The sequence below is a fragment of the Streptacidiphilus cavernicola genome, assembly GCF_042510955.1.
Classification (GTDB): domain Bacteria; phylum Actinomycetota; class Actinomycetes; order Streptomycetales; family Streptomycetaceae; genus Streptacidiphilus; species Streptacidiphilus cavernicola.
The window spans coordinates 37,263-51,018 of record NZ_JBHFAB010000039.1; the positions used below are offsets into that span (position 1 = coordinate 37,263).

The following is a 13,756-nucleotide window of genomic DNA, read 5'->3' on the forward strand; positions in this document are numbered from 1 at the left end:
GTGTGCTACTCGCGCCCCATGTCCCGGTGCACCAGCACCGTTTCGAGTCCGTCGGCCGTCAGACGCTTGGCCAGGCGCTCGGACATCGCAACGCTGCGGTGCTTGCCTCCGGTGCAGCCTACGGCAAGCGTCAGGTACCGCTTGCCCTCGCGGCGGTAGCCGTCGGTGACGATGCGCAGGATCTCGGCGTACTGGTCCAGGAACTCCTTGGCGCCCGGCTGGTCGAAGACGTAGCGGGCCACCTCGTCGTCGGTCCCGGTACGGGCGCGCAGCTCCGGCACCCAGTGCGGGTTGGGCAGGAACCGGCAGTCCACCACCAGGTCGGCGTCCACCGGCAGGCCGTACTTGAAGCCGAAGGACATCACCGTGGCCCGCAGCTGCGGCTCGGTGTCGTCGGAGAACTGCGCGTCCAGCTTGGCCCGCAGCTCGTGCACGTTCAGGCCGGAGGTGTCGATCACCAGGTCGGCCTCGCCGCGCAGGTCGCGCAGCAGAGTGCGCTCCTGGGCGATGCCGTCCACGATCCGGCCGTCGCCCTGCAGCGGGTGCGGGCGGCGGACGCTCTCGAACCGGCGCACCAGGGCGTCGTCCGAGGCCTCCAGGTAGACGACGCGCAGTCGCACGCCGCGCTTCTCCAGGTCCTCCAGCGAGGCCAGCAGGTCGTCGAAGAAGCTGCGTCCGCGGACGTCCACGACGGCGCCTATCCGCGCCACCGCGCCCTGCGAGCGGGCGCCGAGGTCGACCATGGTCGGTATCAGCGACGGCGGCAGGTTGTCGACCACGTACCAGCCCAGGTCCTCCAGGCACTTCGCGGCCGTACTGCGGCCGGCTCCGGACATCCCGGAGATGATCACCAGCTCGGGTACGGTCTCACCGCCGGACTCACTCACGTGCTCTCCCCTTGGTCGTGTCTCTCGCTACTGACAACGCCGGTCGCTGCCTGCGGCTTCCCTGAATCACTCGGACGAGTGACGGAGCCGCTACTCTCCCCACTCTCCTCCACGATCTCACCCGTCGCGGTGTTCACCACGGGAGCGGCAGGTGTACGGGAGGCCAACGCTGCGACGACGGCCTCCGCCGTACGCCGTCCGACGCCGGGGACCTCGCAGATCTCCTCCACCGTCGCCGCTTTCAGCCGCTTCAGCGAGCCGAAGTGCTTCAGCAGTGCCTGCCGCCGGCTCTCGCCGAGTCCGGGCACGGTGTCCAGGGCGCCCGCGGTGAGCCGCTTGGCGCGCTTCTGCCGCTGGTAGGTGATGGCGAAGCGGTGCGCCTCGTCACGGACCCGCTGCAACAGGTAGAGGCCCTCGGAGCTGCGCGGCAGCACCACCGGGTCGTCCTCGCCGGGCAGCCAGACCTCCTCCAGCCGCTTGGCCAGGCCGCACAGGGCGACGTCGTGCACGCCCAGCTCCATCAGCGCCCGCTGCGCCGCGGCCACCTGCGGCTCGCCGCCGTCCACCACGATCAGCTGCGGCGGGTAGGCGAAGCGGCGCGGCTTCCCGGTCTCCTCGTCCCGGTCGGCGGCCTTCTCGGTGTGCCTGAAGCGGCGGGTGATCACCTCGTGCATCGAGCGGACGTCGTCCTGGCCCTCGAAGCCCTTGATCGCGAAGCGGCGGTACTCGCTCTTGCGGACCAGCCCGTCCTCGAACACCACCATCGACGCCACCACGTCCTGACCCTGCAGGTGCGAGATGTCGTAGCACTCGATCCGCAGTGGAGCGGCGTCGAGGCCGAGCGCGTCGGCGATCTCCTGCAGCGCGACGCTGCGGGTGGTGAGGTCGGAGGCGCGCTTGGTCTTGTGCAGCGCCAGCGCCTGGGCCGCGTTGCGCTCCACGGTGACCATCAGCTCGCGCTTGTCGCCGCGCTGCGGGACCCGCAGGTCCACCGCGCTGCCGCGGCGCTCGCCGAGCCACACCGCGACCGGCTCCACCGGGTCCGGCAGGGCCGGCACCAGCACCTCGCGCGGGACCGCCTCGCCGGTCTCCTCGCCGTAGAGCTGGAGCAGGGCGTGCTCGACCAGGCCGGCCGTGTCCACGTTCTCGACCTTGTCGGTGACCCAGCCGCGCTGGCCGCGGACCCGGCCGCCGCGGACGTGGAAGATCTGCACCGCGGCCTCCAACTCGTCCTCGGCGATGGCGAGCAGGTCAGCGTCGGTGCCGTCGGACAGGACCACCGCGTTCTTCTCCATCGCGCGCTTCAGCGCCTCGATGTCGTCGCGGAGCCGCCCGGCCCGCTCGTACTCCATCTCGGCGGCGGCCTCCTTCATCTCCTGTTCCAGCCGGCGCAGGTAGGCGCCGGTCCGGCCGGCCATGAAGTCGCAGAACTCCTCCGCGAGTTCGCGGTGCTGCTGCGGGGTGACCCGGCCGACGCAGGGCGCCGAGCACTTGCCGATGTAGCCCAGCAGGCAGGGCCGGCCGACCTGTTCGGCCCGCTTGAACACCCCGGCCGAGCAGGTCCGCACCGGGAACACCCGGAGCATCAGGTCGACCGTCTCCCGGATCGCCCAGGCGTGCCCGTACGGCCCGAAGTAGCGCACCCCGCGCTTCTTCGGGCCGCGCATCACCTGCACCCGGGGGAACTCCTCGTTCAGCGTCACCGCGAGCGAGGGATAGCTCTTGTCGTCCCGGTACTTGACGTTGAAGCGCGGGTCGAACTCCTTGATCCAGCTGTACTCCAGCTGCAGCGCCTCGACCTCGGTGCCGACCACGGTCCACTCCACCGACGCGGCGGTGGTGACCATCTGCCGGGTCCGCGGATGCAGGTTGGCCAGATCCTGGAAGTACGACGACAGCCGCGGCCGCAGGCTCTTGGCCTTGCCGACGTAGATCACCCGGGAGGCGGCGTCCCGGAACTTGTAGACACCGGGCGAGACCGGAATCTGCCCCGGAGCCGGCCGGTAGGTGGACGGATCAGCCATCAGCAGCGCGCTCCAGCACACGGCATGCGAGTACTCCCCTGCGATCGGATCGGCCGAGACACTTCAGACCCTAGTCCCCGCCCCCGACACCCCGCGGCCACCACCGCACAGCTCGGCTCAGACGGTGACCACCAGCTTGCCGTTCTGCACGGTGACGGTCCTGGCGGGCAGCGGGGAGGCGGCCGGGCCCTGTGCGACCGCGCCGTCCGAGATCTTGAACTGGCTTCCGTGGCAGGGGCACTGGATGGTGCCGTCCTTCACCGCGTCCACCAGGCAGCCGGCGTGCGTGCAGACCGCGCTGAACGCCTTGAACTGCCCCGCGGTCGGCTGGGTCACCACGATCTTGTCGTCCTTGTAGATCGTGCCGCCGCCGACCGGGACGCCGCTGGTCGGGCCGATGTCGGTCGGGCCGGAGGCGGCGGGCTTGCCGCCGCCGGAGGAGCAGGCGGCCAGTGCGACGCCGGCCGCGCCGGCCACCCCCGCCGCGGCGACCCCGCGCAGCACCCCGCGCCGGGACGGCCCGCAGCAGCTCGCACAGTCGGCGGCGGTGGAATCAGGCTGGGACATGGGCTCTCCAGGGTGCGGAAGCAGGGGCGAACAGCGGAACGGCACACCCCGCACAACGCGGTGCACCCGGGACAGGTTGCGGTCCCGGGTGCACCCTATGCGGCCTGCCTGTGCTTACTTCGCGCGGGACGCGGCCTTCCCCACAGCCTTCTTGACGGTCCTCTTGGCCGCCGCCTTCTTCGCGGCCGGCTTCTTCCCCGACCCGGCCTGCGCCTCCTCCTCGGCGAAGACCCGGTCGCCGAGGATGTCGCGGAGGAACTTGCCGGTGTGGCTCTCCCCCACCGTGGCGATGTACTCCGGGGTGCCCTCGGCGACCACCAGGCCGCCGCCGTTGCCGCCCTCGGGGCCCATGTCGACCACCCAGTCCGCGGTCTTGATCACGTCCAGGTTGTGCTCGATCACGATCACCGTGTTGCCCTTGTCCACCAGCCCGGTCAGCACCTTGATCAGCTTGCTGATGTCCTCGAAGTGCAGCCCGGTGGTGGGCTCGTCCAGGACGTAGACGGTGCGCCCGGTGGAGCGCTTCTGCAGCTCGGAGGCGAGCTTCACCCGCTGCGCCTCGCCGCCGGACAGGGTCGGCGCGGGCTGCCCCAGCCGGACGTAACCGAGGCCGACCTCGGTCAGCGTCCGCAGGTGCCGGGCGATCGGCGGGACCGCCTCGAAGAACTCCAGGCCCTCCTCGATCGGCATGTCCAGCACCTCGGCGATGGACTTGCCCTTGAAGTGGACGTCCAGGGTCTCCCGGTTGTAGCGGGCCCCGTGGCACACCTCGCAGGGGACGTAGACGTCCGGCAGGAAGTTCATCTCGATCTTGATGGTGCCGTCGCCGGCGCAGTTCTCGCAGCGCCCGCCCTTGACGTTGAAGGAGAAGCGGCCCGGCAGGTAGCCGCGCACCTTCGCCTCGGTGGTTTCCGCGAACAGCCGCCGGACGTGGTCGAACACGCCGGTGTAGGTGGCCGGGTTGGAGCGCGGAGTGCGGCCGATCGGCGACTGGTCGACATGCACCACCTTGTCCACCAGATCGGTGCCGGTGACTCGGGTGTGCCGCCCGGGGACGCTCCGCGCGCCGTTCAACTCCCGGGCCAGGTGCGTGTAGAGGATGTCGTTGACCAGCGTCGACTTCCCCGAACCGGAGACCCCGGTGATCGCGGTCAGCGTCCCCAGCGGGAAGCTCACGTCCACGTCCTGGAGGTTGTGCTCGCGCGCGCCGTGCACGGTGATCTGCCGCTTGGGGTCGACCGGCCGGCGGACGTCCGGCGTCGGGATGCTGCGCCGCCCGGACAGGTACGCCCCGGTCAGCGAGCGCTCGTTGGCCAGCAGTTCCTCGCGGGAGCCGGAGTGCACCACATGGCCGCCGTGCTCGCCCGCGCCGGGGCCGATGTCCACGACCCAGTCGGCGGTGCGGATGGTGTCCTCGTCGTGCTCCACCACGATCAGCGTGTTGCCCAGGTCGCGCAGCCTGACCAGGGTCTCGATCAGCCGGTGGTTGTCCCGCTGGTGCAGCCCGATGGACGGCTCGTCCAGCACGTACAGCACGCCGACCAGGCCGGAGCCGATCTGGGTGGCGAGCCTGATCCGCTGCGCCTCGCCGCCGGAGAGCGTCCCGGCCGCGCGGTTCAGCGAGAGGTAGTCGAGGCCGACGTCGACCAGGAACCGTAGCCGCTCGTTGACCTCCTTGAGCACCCGCTCGGCGATGGTCTTCTCGCGCTCGCTCAGCTCCATCGCGCCCAGGAACTCGGCGCAGTCGCTGATCGACATCCCGGAGACGTCGGCGATCGACTTGCCCGCCATGGTCACCGCGAGCACCACCGGCTTCAGCCGGGTGCCGTGGCAGGCCGGGCAGTCGATCTCGCGCATATAGCCCTCGAAGCGCTCCCGGCTGCTGTCGGTCTCCGACTCGGAGTGCCGGCGCTGCACGAAGGGCACCGCGCCCTCGAAGCCGGTGACATAGGAGCGCTCACGCCCGAAGCGGTTCCGGAACTTCACCTCCACCTGGGAGTTGTGCCCGTACAGCAGCGCCTTCTTGGCGCGCTGCGGCAGCCCGGCCCAGGGGATGTCGGTGCGGAAGCCCACCTCCTTGGCCAGCGCGCCGATCATGCGCTGGTGGTACTCCCGGGTGTGGCCGAGCGACCAGGGGTGGATCGCGCCCTCGTCCAGGGTCTTCTGGTCGTCCGGGACGATCAGCTCCGGGTCGACCTCCATCCGGCTGCCGAGGCCGGTGCACTCGGGGCAGGCGCCGAACGGCGAGTTGAAGGAGAACGAGCGCGGCTCCAACTCCTCGTAGGAGATGTCGTCGAAGGTGCAGTAGAGGTGCTCGGAGTACATCCGCTCACGCTCGGGGTCGTCGTCCGCCAGGTCGACGAAGTCCAGCACGACGGTGCCGCCGGAGAGCTTGAGGGCGGTCTCCACCGAGTCGGTCAGCCGCCGCTGGGCGCTCTTCTTCACGGTCAGGCGGTCGATGACCACCTCGATGGTGTGCTTCTCCTGCTTCTTGAGCGTCGGCGGCTCGGTCAGCTGGATCGTCGCGCCGTCCACCCTGGCCCGCGAGTAGCCCTTGGTCTGCAGGTCGGCGAAGAGGTCGACGAACTCGCCCTTGCGGGCCCTGACCAGTGGGCTGAGCAGCTGGAACCGCGTCCCCTCGGGGAGTTCGAGGATCTTGTCGACGATCTGCTGCGGCGACTGCCGGGCGATCGGGCGGCCGCACTCGGGGCAGTGCGGGTGGCCGATCCGCGCGAACAGCAGCCGGAGGTAGTCGTAGACCTCGGTGATCGTGCCGACGGTGGAGCGGGGGTTGCGCGAGGTGGACTTCTGGTCGATCGAGACGGCCGGGGAGAGGCCCTCGATGAAGTCGACGTCGGGCTTGTCCATCTGGCCCAGGAACTGCCGGGCGTAGGAGGACAGCGACTCGACGTAGCGGCGCTGGCCCTCGGCGAAGATCGTGTCGAAGGCGAGCGAGGACTTGCCCGAACCGGAGAGGCCGGTGAAGACGATGAGGGAGTCGCGGGGCAGGTCGAGCGAGACGTTCTTGAGGTTGTGCTCGCGAGCACCGCGGACGATGAGGCGGTCTGCCACGCTATCTGCGCCTTCCGGAGTCGGAGGTCGGAGGGGGTGAGCCGGGCGGCCTGGATGGGGCGATCCGGAGCCGCCCGGCGTCCGGGGACAGCACGGGACGGAGGAGGCCCGTCGGGCCCCATCGTAGGCTCTGGGCCCGGACGGTCCGCGTGCTGCTCCCTACATGGGAGCACGTGTTCGATTTCTGAGGCAATCGAGATGCCTCACCCGAAGGGATGAATCGAAGGTAGCGTCAACACCGCCCTTGCCGGGTGAAACGACGAGAAGCCGTGCGGGACACGCGCGCGGCCCGTACAAGGAGGCTCAGCACGATGACCGCCCCTGGCTATTCCCTCGCCGACTCCCTCACTGCCGCGGCCGGATCCGCCGAGCGGCTGCTGCGCACCGTCGAGCGGATGCGTCCCGAGCAGGTCCTCGAGTCCTCGGCGCTGCCGGGCTGGACCCGCGGCCATGTGCTCACCCACATCTCCCGCAACGCCGACGGCCTCGGCAACCTGCTGCGCGGCGCGCGCACCTCGCAGCCGATCCCGATGTACCCGAGCCCGGAGTCCCGCGAGCGCGGCATCCAGGACGGCGCCAAGCGGACCCTCGCCGAGCAGCTCGCCGACCTGCGCGCCTCGGGACTGCGCTTCACCACCGCGACCGAGGCCATGCCGGACGCCGCCTGGGCGGTCGAGGTCCCGCACCGCACCGGCCCCTTCCCAGCCTCGGACGTCCCGCTGAAGCGGATCGCCGAGGTCGAGTACCACCACGTCGACCTCGGCCTCGACTACACCCCGGCGCAGTGGCCGGAGCCGTTCGTGGCCCGTGAGCTGGCATCGCTGGCCGGGCGCTACCGCGGCGCGGCCGACCTGCCGCCGATGCTGCTGCGCGACTCCGGCACCGGTGCCGGCTACGAGTTGGGCAGCGGGACCCGTCCGCCGCTGGAGCTGGGCGCTCCGGCCTGGGCCCTGCTCGCCTGGCTCTCCGGCCGCTCGGACGGCTCCGGCCTCAGTGTCCCGGTCGCCGACCTCCCGCAGCTGCCGCCGATGAGCTGAGCTCCGCCGGCCGGGGTCCTGCCTGCCGGGTCTGCCGACTGAGCGCCGCCGGCCGGGCCCTGCGGGATAGGCTGGCCACATGTCGTACCACGGAGCGGTGAAGGTCGGCGGGACGCCGGACGTACGGGAGTTGGCCCATCTGGTGATCACCAAGGTCGCGGTCGGACCGTTCGACAACAACGCCTATCTGCTGCGCTGCCGGGCCACCGACGAGCAACTGCTGATCGACGCCGCCGCCGACGCCCCGGTCCTGCTGGAGACCGTCGGCGGCAGCCTGGCGACGGTGGTCACCACCCACCGCCACGGCGACCACTGGCAGGCCCTCGCCGCGGTCGCCGCCGCGACCGGCGCCCGCACCGCCGCCGGCCGGCACGACGCCGAGGGCATCGGCGTCCGCTCGGACCTGCTGCTGGACGACGGCGACACGCTGCGCGTCGGCGAGGTCGAGCTGACCGTCCGGCACCTGGTCGGACACACGCCCGGCGCGATCGTCCTGGTCTACGACGACCCGCAGGGCCACCCGCACCTCTTCAGCGGCGACTGCCTCTTCCCCGGTGGCCCCGGCAAGACCACCGGGGCGGCGGACTTCACCTCGCTGATGGACGGCCTGGAAGCGAAGGTGTTCGACGCCCTGGCCGACGAGACCTGGATCTACCCGGGCCACGGCAACGACTCCACCCTCGGCGCCGAACGCCCCCACCTCGCCGAATGGCGCGCCAGGGGCTGGTAGGGCGCGGGGCGGGGGTGGGGTGGGGTGGGGTGGGGCTGGTCGGGGGTGGGGCTGGTCGGGGTCCGCCCAGGCCCAGCCGCCTGACCGGGCTCGGCGCCAGCCCCGGCCCGCACAAACCACAGCCTCCACCGGGCTCTGCCGCCAGGCTCAGGCGGCTTCCTTGATGTCGGCCTCCGCCGCCGCGCGCTTCACCGCCTCGCAGCCCTTCTCGGCGCCGCTCCTGGTCGGGTACGACTCACCCGTGGCGACGATCTCCCCGTTGCCGGCCTTGAGCCGGAAGCGCCACAGATGCGCCTTGTCCTGGTAGACCTCGAAGTGCGCCGACATCGGAACCACCTCATTCAGGGCGAAAATCCTGAATGCCCACGCTACGTCGTCACTCGAATGGCGGCACGTCGATGATGTCGTCCGGGGCGGTCGACGGCCACACCTCCGGACCGCCCCCGCGCCACTCCACGATCGTCGGGTCGAGCTCGACCCACTCGGTCAGACCCGCCATCCTCAGCAGCTGGTCGACGTCGGCGCGGGATTCGGCGATGGCGATGACGTTCTTGCCGATCTGCACACGGCGCCCGGTTCCGTCCGGGCCGCGCTCCAGGCCGAGGACGATGACAAGGGGTTCGAGGACATCGTTCATCTCTCCAGCCTGCGACAATGTCGCGCGCGGCGCTACCGCCGGAGGCCGCCCGAGCCCGAGCCCGAGCGCAAGCCCAAGCCCGCGCCGCGCCGCGCCGGGAGAGGGAACACGGAGGGGCGCCGAGAGATGCGGGAGCCCCCCGCGGCTCGCGCACCGCAGAGGGCTCCCGGCGCCGGGGGGAAGAGGTCACCCGGCTGCGCACCCGCCAGGGCGCTGACTCCACCGTGCGACGGCCGGTGACATTCGGCAATCGCACCGGGCGAACGGGTGAGCCGGCCGACCGAGAGCCCGGTCGAGGATCCGGTCCAGCGCCCGGCCGAAGGGCCGTGCGCGGGCGGAGCCGAAGCGGCGGGGTGACGATGATCCTGAGCGATCGATCCTCAGCGATCCCCGCACGTCCCCCGCCGTCCGAGAGGCAGTCGAGATGAGCGCCCCCTCCGCACCCCAGCCGCACCACGACCCTCGCCCCGACACCCGGCCCGACCCGCGCTCGACCCCGTCCGCATCCGGCGGCAGCCTGCCCGGCGGCGGCCTCGCCTCGCCGGAGCGGGCCTACGGGAACGCCGTCCAGTCCCTGGCCAACGCCGCCTGGCAGATCCTGGCGACAGCCGGGCTGGTCGCGATCGTGGTCGGCATCATCGTCCTGGTCTGGCCGCACGCCACCCTGGCCGTCATCGGCGTGCTCTTCGGGATCTACCTGCTGATCAGCGGGCTGTTCCAGCTCGCCGGCGCCTTCGGCTCGCACGTCCCCGGCTCGATGCGCGCCGTCGGCTTCGTCAGCGGCGCACTCTCGGTGCTGCTCGGGCTGATCTGCTTCCGCGGGGCCGCCGAGTCGACCCTGCTGCTGGCCCTGTGGATCGGCTTCGGCTGGCTGCTGCAGGGCGTGATGCTCACCGCGATGGCACTCGCCCACGACGAGCTGCCGGCCCGGGGCTGGCAGATCTTCCTGGGCGTGATCACCGCGCTGGCCGGCATCGTGCTGATCGTCTCCCCGTTCGGCTCGCTGACCGTACTCGCCGTGGTGTCCGGGATCTGGCTGGTGGTGATCGGAGCGGTGGGTGTGGTTCACGCGGTGCAGCTGCGCTCGCTCAACCGTCCGCACGCCTCTCGCCAGGCCTGAACCGCGCCCGCGACCACTGCGGGTCCCCACGGCAACTGAAACCCGTGGGGAAGAATCATGAAGAAGTTGTGTGCAGATGCTCCTGTCTTCAACTACCTTGATGCCCCGCGCACTTGGGAGACAGGGGCTCCAATGGGCGACAACTCAACCGTGACCGCAGTCGCCCTCGACGGTGTGTCCACGGCACAGATCCTGCTCGCAGGCGACCTCGACCTGACCACCGCGCCCACGCTCGGTCCGGCCGTACGGCACCTCCTGGCCGACCCGGTGGTCGACCGCATCGAGATCGACGTCGCACTGGTCCCGTTCTGCGACTCCAGCGGTCTCAGCGCGCTGCTCTCGGCCCAGAAGCAGGCCACCGGGTGCGGCGTGCCGCTCTACCTGGTCCGGGTCACCCCACGACTGGAGCTGATCCTGGACGTGACCGGCCTGGCCGGACCGCTCTGCGCACCGTCCTGAACCACCCGGCGTCGACACGGCCCCTGCCAGGGCCCTTCCGGGGGCTCCCCGGGCAGGTGGATGCCTCGCCGGCGGGGACCACGCGGGGCACCCACCGCGCACAGGGTGGATGCCCGTTCAGCATGGCATGTCCACGACCCCTGGTCGAGAGCACCCGCGAACGAGCCATCCGACACCCACCCGAGACCCAAGACCCGACACCCGAAGGGCATTCCCGACCCGCCTCGCTTGGTTGTAAGCTGAAACCGAAGGCCCCGCCGTCTCCCCCGTCGGCGGGGCCTTCGTCGTACCCGCGTCGCGCCTTCGTCGCGCCCGCGTCGTGTCTTCGTCGCGCCTGCGGCAACTGCGGCAAACGCGGCCGACAGGGCGTCAGACCGCGAGCGCCGCCGCCACCGTACGGGCATGCTCACCGGTAGCCGCGTGCGCGGCCTCCTTCTGCTGCAGCGAGGCGGGGATCAGCTCGGCCATGGCCGGGTTCCGCTCGGCGAGCGTGAGCTGCGCCTTGATCACGGTGAGGTCCAGCCCCATGGCCTTGCCCAACACGGTCTCCAGGTACGGCTGGACGAAGTCCCAGCCCGCGCGGGGGGTGCCCGCGTCGTACCCGCCGCCGTAGCTCAGCACCACGGTCGTGGGACGGCCCGCCAGCGGCGGAGTGCCTGCGGGGGCAGCGGTGCGACCCATCACCAGGACCTGGTCCAGCCACGCCTTGAAGGTGGCCGGCACGCCCCAGTTGTACATCGGCACGCTGAGCAGGAAAGCGTCGGCCTCCAGGACCTCCTGCACCAGCGCCTCACGGGCGGCCAAGGCCGCGACCTGCTCCGGCGTACGGGCGTCCTCCGGCGTGAACCCGGCGGTGATGCCAGCCTCCAGCAGCGGCCCTACCGGATCGACACCCAGGTCGCGATAGGTGACCGTGCCGTCGGGGTGCGCCTGCTCCCAGGACTTACGAAAGGTGGTCGAGATCTCCTTCGAGACCGAGCCGGAGACCAGCGCGGAAGAGTCGATGTGGAGGAGGTGCGCCATGATGAGCCTCGCCTGAATAGGTTGCGGAACAGCTTGTATGTCACAAAGACTGTCTGTCGCGCAGACTATTTGTCAAGCAGGTGGCCTCGGCTACCCTGATCCTGTGACCACCACGGAGTCCGCCCCCCTGCCGCCCGGCCTAGAGGACAGCCTCGGCTGGCTGCTGGCACAGTGCTTCCGTGCCTACGGCGAGGCCATGGAACGAGCCCTGGCCGGAATCCCGCACGGGCACCGCGGCTTCCAGGCGCTCTCCGGCGCGGCCCACTGCAGCGCGCGCAACCAGGCGGAACTGGCACGCCAGCTGGGCGTGGACCGCACGGTGATGGTCTACCTGGTCGACGACCTGGCGAAGGCCGGTCTGGTCGAGCGGATCGCGGACCCGGCCGACCGCCGCAGTCGGCTGATCCGGGCCACCCCGGCCGGCGCCGAACGGCTCGCCACGGCCCAGCAGGCCATCAACGAGGCCGAGGCCGCCGTCCTGGCCCCGCTCAGCCCCGCGGAACAGGGGCAGCTGCGCTGCATGCTGCAGGCGCTGGCCTCGCACTACATCGCGCACGCGAGCGGGGCGACGGACCTGTGCACGGTGGTGGCGGCAACAGCGGCGCTCGGTACGGAACGGCCTGGCACGCAGAAACCAGGGACGCAGAAATGAGAGTGCCCCCGTACCGGCGAACCGGTACGGGGGCACTCACCACGACACGCTGATCAGGCGGTAAGCCTTAGAGCGGGCGGATGTTCTCGGCCTGCGGGCCCTTCTGGCCCTGCGTGACGTCGAACTCGACCTTCTGGCCCTCAAGGAGCTCGCGGAAGCCAGAGGCGTTGATGTTGGAGTAGTGGGCGAAGACGTCGGCGCCGCCGCCGTCCTGCTCGATGAAGCCGAAGCCCTTTTCAGCGTTGAACCACTTGACGGTTCCGGTGGCCATGTCTCTCGTTCTCCTCTGTAGTCGTGTAGGAACCGCACCGTGCGGAGTCCGAGTCACCGATCCGCACGCCCGACCATGAGGGAGATCGCAAACAGAAAAAATGCCCGCGATCGGGATCACGGGCGTACAAACGTCGAGAACCACGACTACTACAGGGCAAAACCGTACACGATCGCCGCGATCGGGGCCACGCGACACGAAAAGGAGGCCGGCTCTGCAGCCGACATGTCCGGCCAGCGGCCCGGCGCGGCCCGGCGGGAGAGCCGGCGCGGCCCGGCGGGAGAGCCGACCGGCTACCCCGCCGGGGGCAGACCGGCAAGGGCAAGTCGCGGAGGGGCGGCGGCGTACGCAGGCGTACCGCAGGCGGAGCGGCGGGCCGCCGGACCACAGGCGATAACCGCGGGCACGCCGCGGGCACGCCACAGGCCGGACCGCGGCCGGGTGACGAGGATCTTGGGATCTGTTGACGGAACCCCCGGCCCACCCTGTATTCTCTAGATCAGTTGCAGTGCGTGGTTCCCTAAGTTTTGGCCGCCCGTGATCGCGATCACGGGCGTTCGTGCTTTTGCAGGTCCCTTCGTGACCAGGGTGATCATTCCGGCGACACAGGGGTTCGCACCGTGCGGCTCCTGGAACCAGCCCCTGACAGAAGGAGATCAATATGGCTACCGGCACCGTGAAGTGGTTCAACGCCGAAAAGGGCTTCGGCTTCATCGAGCAGGACGGCGGCGGCGCCGACGTCTTCGCTCACTACTCGAACATCAACGCGCAGGGCTTCCGTGAGCTCCTCGAGGGCCAGAAGGTCGAGTTCGACGTCACGCAGGGCCAGAAGGGCCCGCAGGCCGAGAACATCCGCACGATCTGACGATCGCCGCGCGTCGACGACGCCCCGTACCGGTCCGCCGGTACGGGGCGTCGTTGTTTTGTCTGCAGGGCAGGAAGACAGTCCGGTCGCGGGGGGCAGCGGGCGCCGGCTAGCCCTTGCGGTAGTTCGGGCCGCCGATGAGGAACATCAGCAGCGCGGCACAGATCAGCATCACGCCCAGGGAGAACCCCAGGATCTCCAGGACCACCATCACCTGCCCCTTTCCCTCGCACGCGCTTCGTTCCTCCGACGCTATGCGAGGGGCCAGGGGTCGGCCAGCCGACTTGGCTGGGGTCGACGCTGGGTTGGGGTCGGCGCTGTGTTGGGTGGGGTCGGCCTTCGCCGTTGCTGCGGTGTCGGGTCCGTCTCGCGCCTGCGGCGCACTGCAGCAACGACGCGGGAGCCGGGGCGG

Annotated in this window: 14 protein-coding genes; 6 read left to right on the forward strand and 8 right to left on the reverse strand. The window is 70.7% G+C overall.

The genetic code is table 11. From position 1 onward, the window contains the following. Positions 1 to 5: 5 nt before the first annotated feature. The 4 genes from rapZ to uvrA form a co-directional block, all read right to left on the reverse strand. On the reverse strand, positions 6 to 836 hold the full coding sequence (rapZ, locus tag ACEZDE_RS32815; RefSeq protein ID WP_380544547.1) for an RNase adapter RapZ: 831 nt from the start codon (positions 834 to 836) through the stop codon (positions 6 to 8). 47 nt (positions 837 to 883) lie between these two features. After that, positions 884 to 2,911: an excinuclease ABC subunit UvrC gene (gene uvrC / locus ACEZDE_RS32820; RefSeq protein ID WP_380544506.1), complete on the reverse strand. Its 2,028-nt coding sequence runs from the start codon at positions 2,909 to 2,911 to the stop codon at positions 884 to 886. Positions 2,912 to 3,028: 117 nt separating this feature from the next. Next, complete coding sequence (locus tag ACEZDE_RS32825; RefSeq protein ID WP_380544509.1) at positions 3,029 to 3,478, reverse strand: Rieske (2Fe-2S) protein; 450 nt, start codon at positions 3,476 to 3,478, stop codon at positions 3,029 to 3,031. Positions 3,479 to 3,592: 114 nt separating this feature from the next. Beyond that, a complete protein-coding gene (uvrA, locus tag ACEZDE_RS32830) occupies positions 3,593 to 6,550 on the reverse strand; it encodes an excinuclease ABC subunit UvrA (RefSeq protein ID WP_380544512.1) in 2,958 nt (985 codons plus the stop codon). Between the two features lie 311 nt (positions 6,551 to 6,861). On the opposite strand from uvrA, the gene ACEZDE_RS32835 reads away from it, so the two are divergent. Both ACEZDE_RS32835 and ACEZDE_RS32840 read left to right on the forward strand, forming a co-directional pair. Next, positions 6,862 to 7,587, forward strand: coding sequence for a maleylpyruvate isomerase family mycothiol-dependent enzyme (locus tag ACEZDE_RS32835; protein WP_380544515.1), 726 nt, complete (start codon positions 6,862 to 6,864; stop codon positions 7,585 to 7,587). A gap of 79 nt (positions 7,588 to 7,666) precedes the next feature. After that, on the forward strand, positions 7,667 to 8,317 hold the full coding sequence (locus ACEZDE_RS32840; protein ID WP_380544518.1) for an MBL fold metallo-hydrolase: 651 nt from the start codon (positions 7,667 to 7,669) through the stop codon (positions 8,315 to 8,317). Between the two features lie 147 nt (positions 8,318 to 8,464). Here the strand turns inward: ACEZDE_RS32840 and ACEZDE_RS32845 are convergent, their stop codons facing one another. Then, positions 8,465 to 8,644 (reverse strand): YegP family protein, encoded by a 180-nt coding sequence (locus ACEZDE_RS32845; RefSeq protein WP_380544521.1) that lies wholly within the window; start codon positions 8,642 to 8,644, stop codon positions 8,465 to 8,467. 49 nt (positions 8,645 to 8,693) lie between these two features. After that, on the reverse strand, positions 8,694 to 8,954 hold the full coding sequence (locus ACEZDE_RS32850) for a hypothetical protein (protein WP_380544524.1): 261 nt from the start codon (positions 8,952 to 8,954) through the stop codon (positions 8,694 to 8,696). A 424-nt stretch (positions 8,955 to 9,378) separates the two neighbouring features. Between ACEZDE_RS32850 and ACEZDE_RS32855 the strand changes: the two genes are divergently transcribed. Continuing rightward, positions 9,379 to 10,074, forward strand: coding sequence for an HdeD family acid-resistance protein (locus tag ACEZDE_RS32855; RefSeq protein WP_380544527.1), 696 nt, complete (start codon positions 9,379 to 9,381; stop codon positions 10,072 to 10,074). 150 nt (positions 10,075 to 10,224) lie between these two features. Next, positions 10,225 to 10,533 (forward strand): STAS domain-containing protein, encoded by a 309-nt coding sequence (locus tag ACEZDE_RS32860; RefSeq protein ID WP_380544530.1) that lies wholly within the window; start codon positions 10,225 to 10,227, stop codon positions 10,531 to 10,533. 369 nt (positions 10,534 to 10,902) lie between these two features. Here the strand turns inward: ACEZDE_RS32860 and ACEZDE_RS32865 are convergent, their stop codons facing one another. Further along, positions 10,903 to 11,556, reverse strand: coding sequence for an FMN-dependent NADH-azoreductase (locus tag ACEZDE_RS32865; protein ID WP_380544533.1), 654 nt, complete (start codon positions 11,554 to 11,556; stop codon positions 10,903 to 10,905). A gap of 103 nt (positions 11,557 to 11,659) precedes the next feature. Between ACEZDE_RS32865 and ACEZDE_RS32870 the strand changes: the two genes are divergently transcribed. Then, a complete protein-coding gene (locus ACEZDE_RS32870; protein WP_380544536.1) occupies positions 11,660 to 12,208 on the forward strand; it encodes a MarR family winged helix-turn-helix transcriptional regulator in 549 nt (182 codons plus the stop codon). A gap of 67 nt (positions 12,209 to 12,275) precedes the next feature. On the opposite strand, the gene ACEZDE_RS32875 is transcribed toward ACEZDE_RS32870, so the two are convergent. Beyond that, positions 12,276 to 12,479 (reverse strand): cold-shock protein, encoded by a 204-nt coding sequence (locus ACEZDE_RS32875; RefSeq protein ID WP_370080745.1) that lies wholly within the window; start codon positions 12,477 to 12,479, stop codon positions 12,276 to 12,278. A 661-nt stretch (positions 12,480 to 13,140) separates the two neighbouring features. Here ACEZDE_RS32875 and ACEZDE_RS32880 point away from each other — a divergent pair. Beyond that, positions 13,141 to 13,344: a cold-shock protein gene (locus ACEZDE_RS32880; protein WP_030258797.1), complete on the forward strand. Its 204-nt coding sequence runs from the start codon at positions 13,141 to 13,143 to the stop codon at positions 13,342 to 13,344. Positions 13,345 to 13,756: the final 412 nt, after the last annotated feature.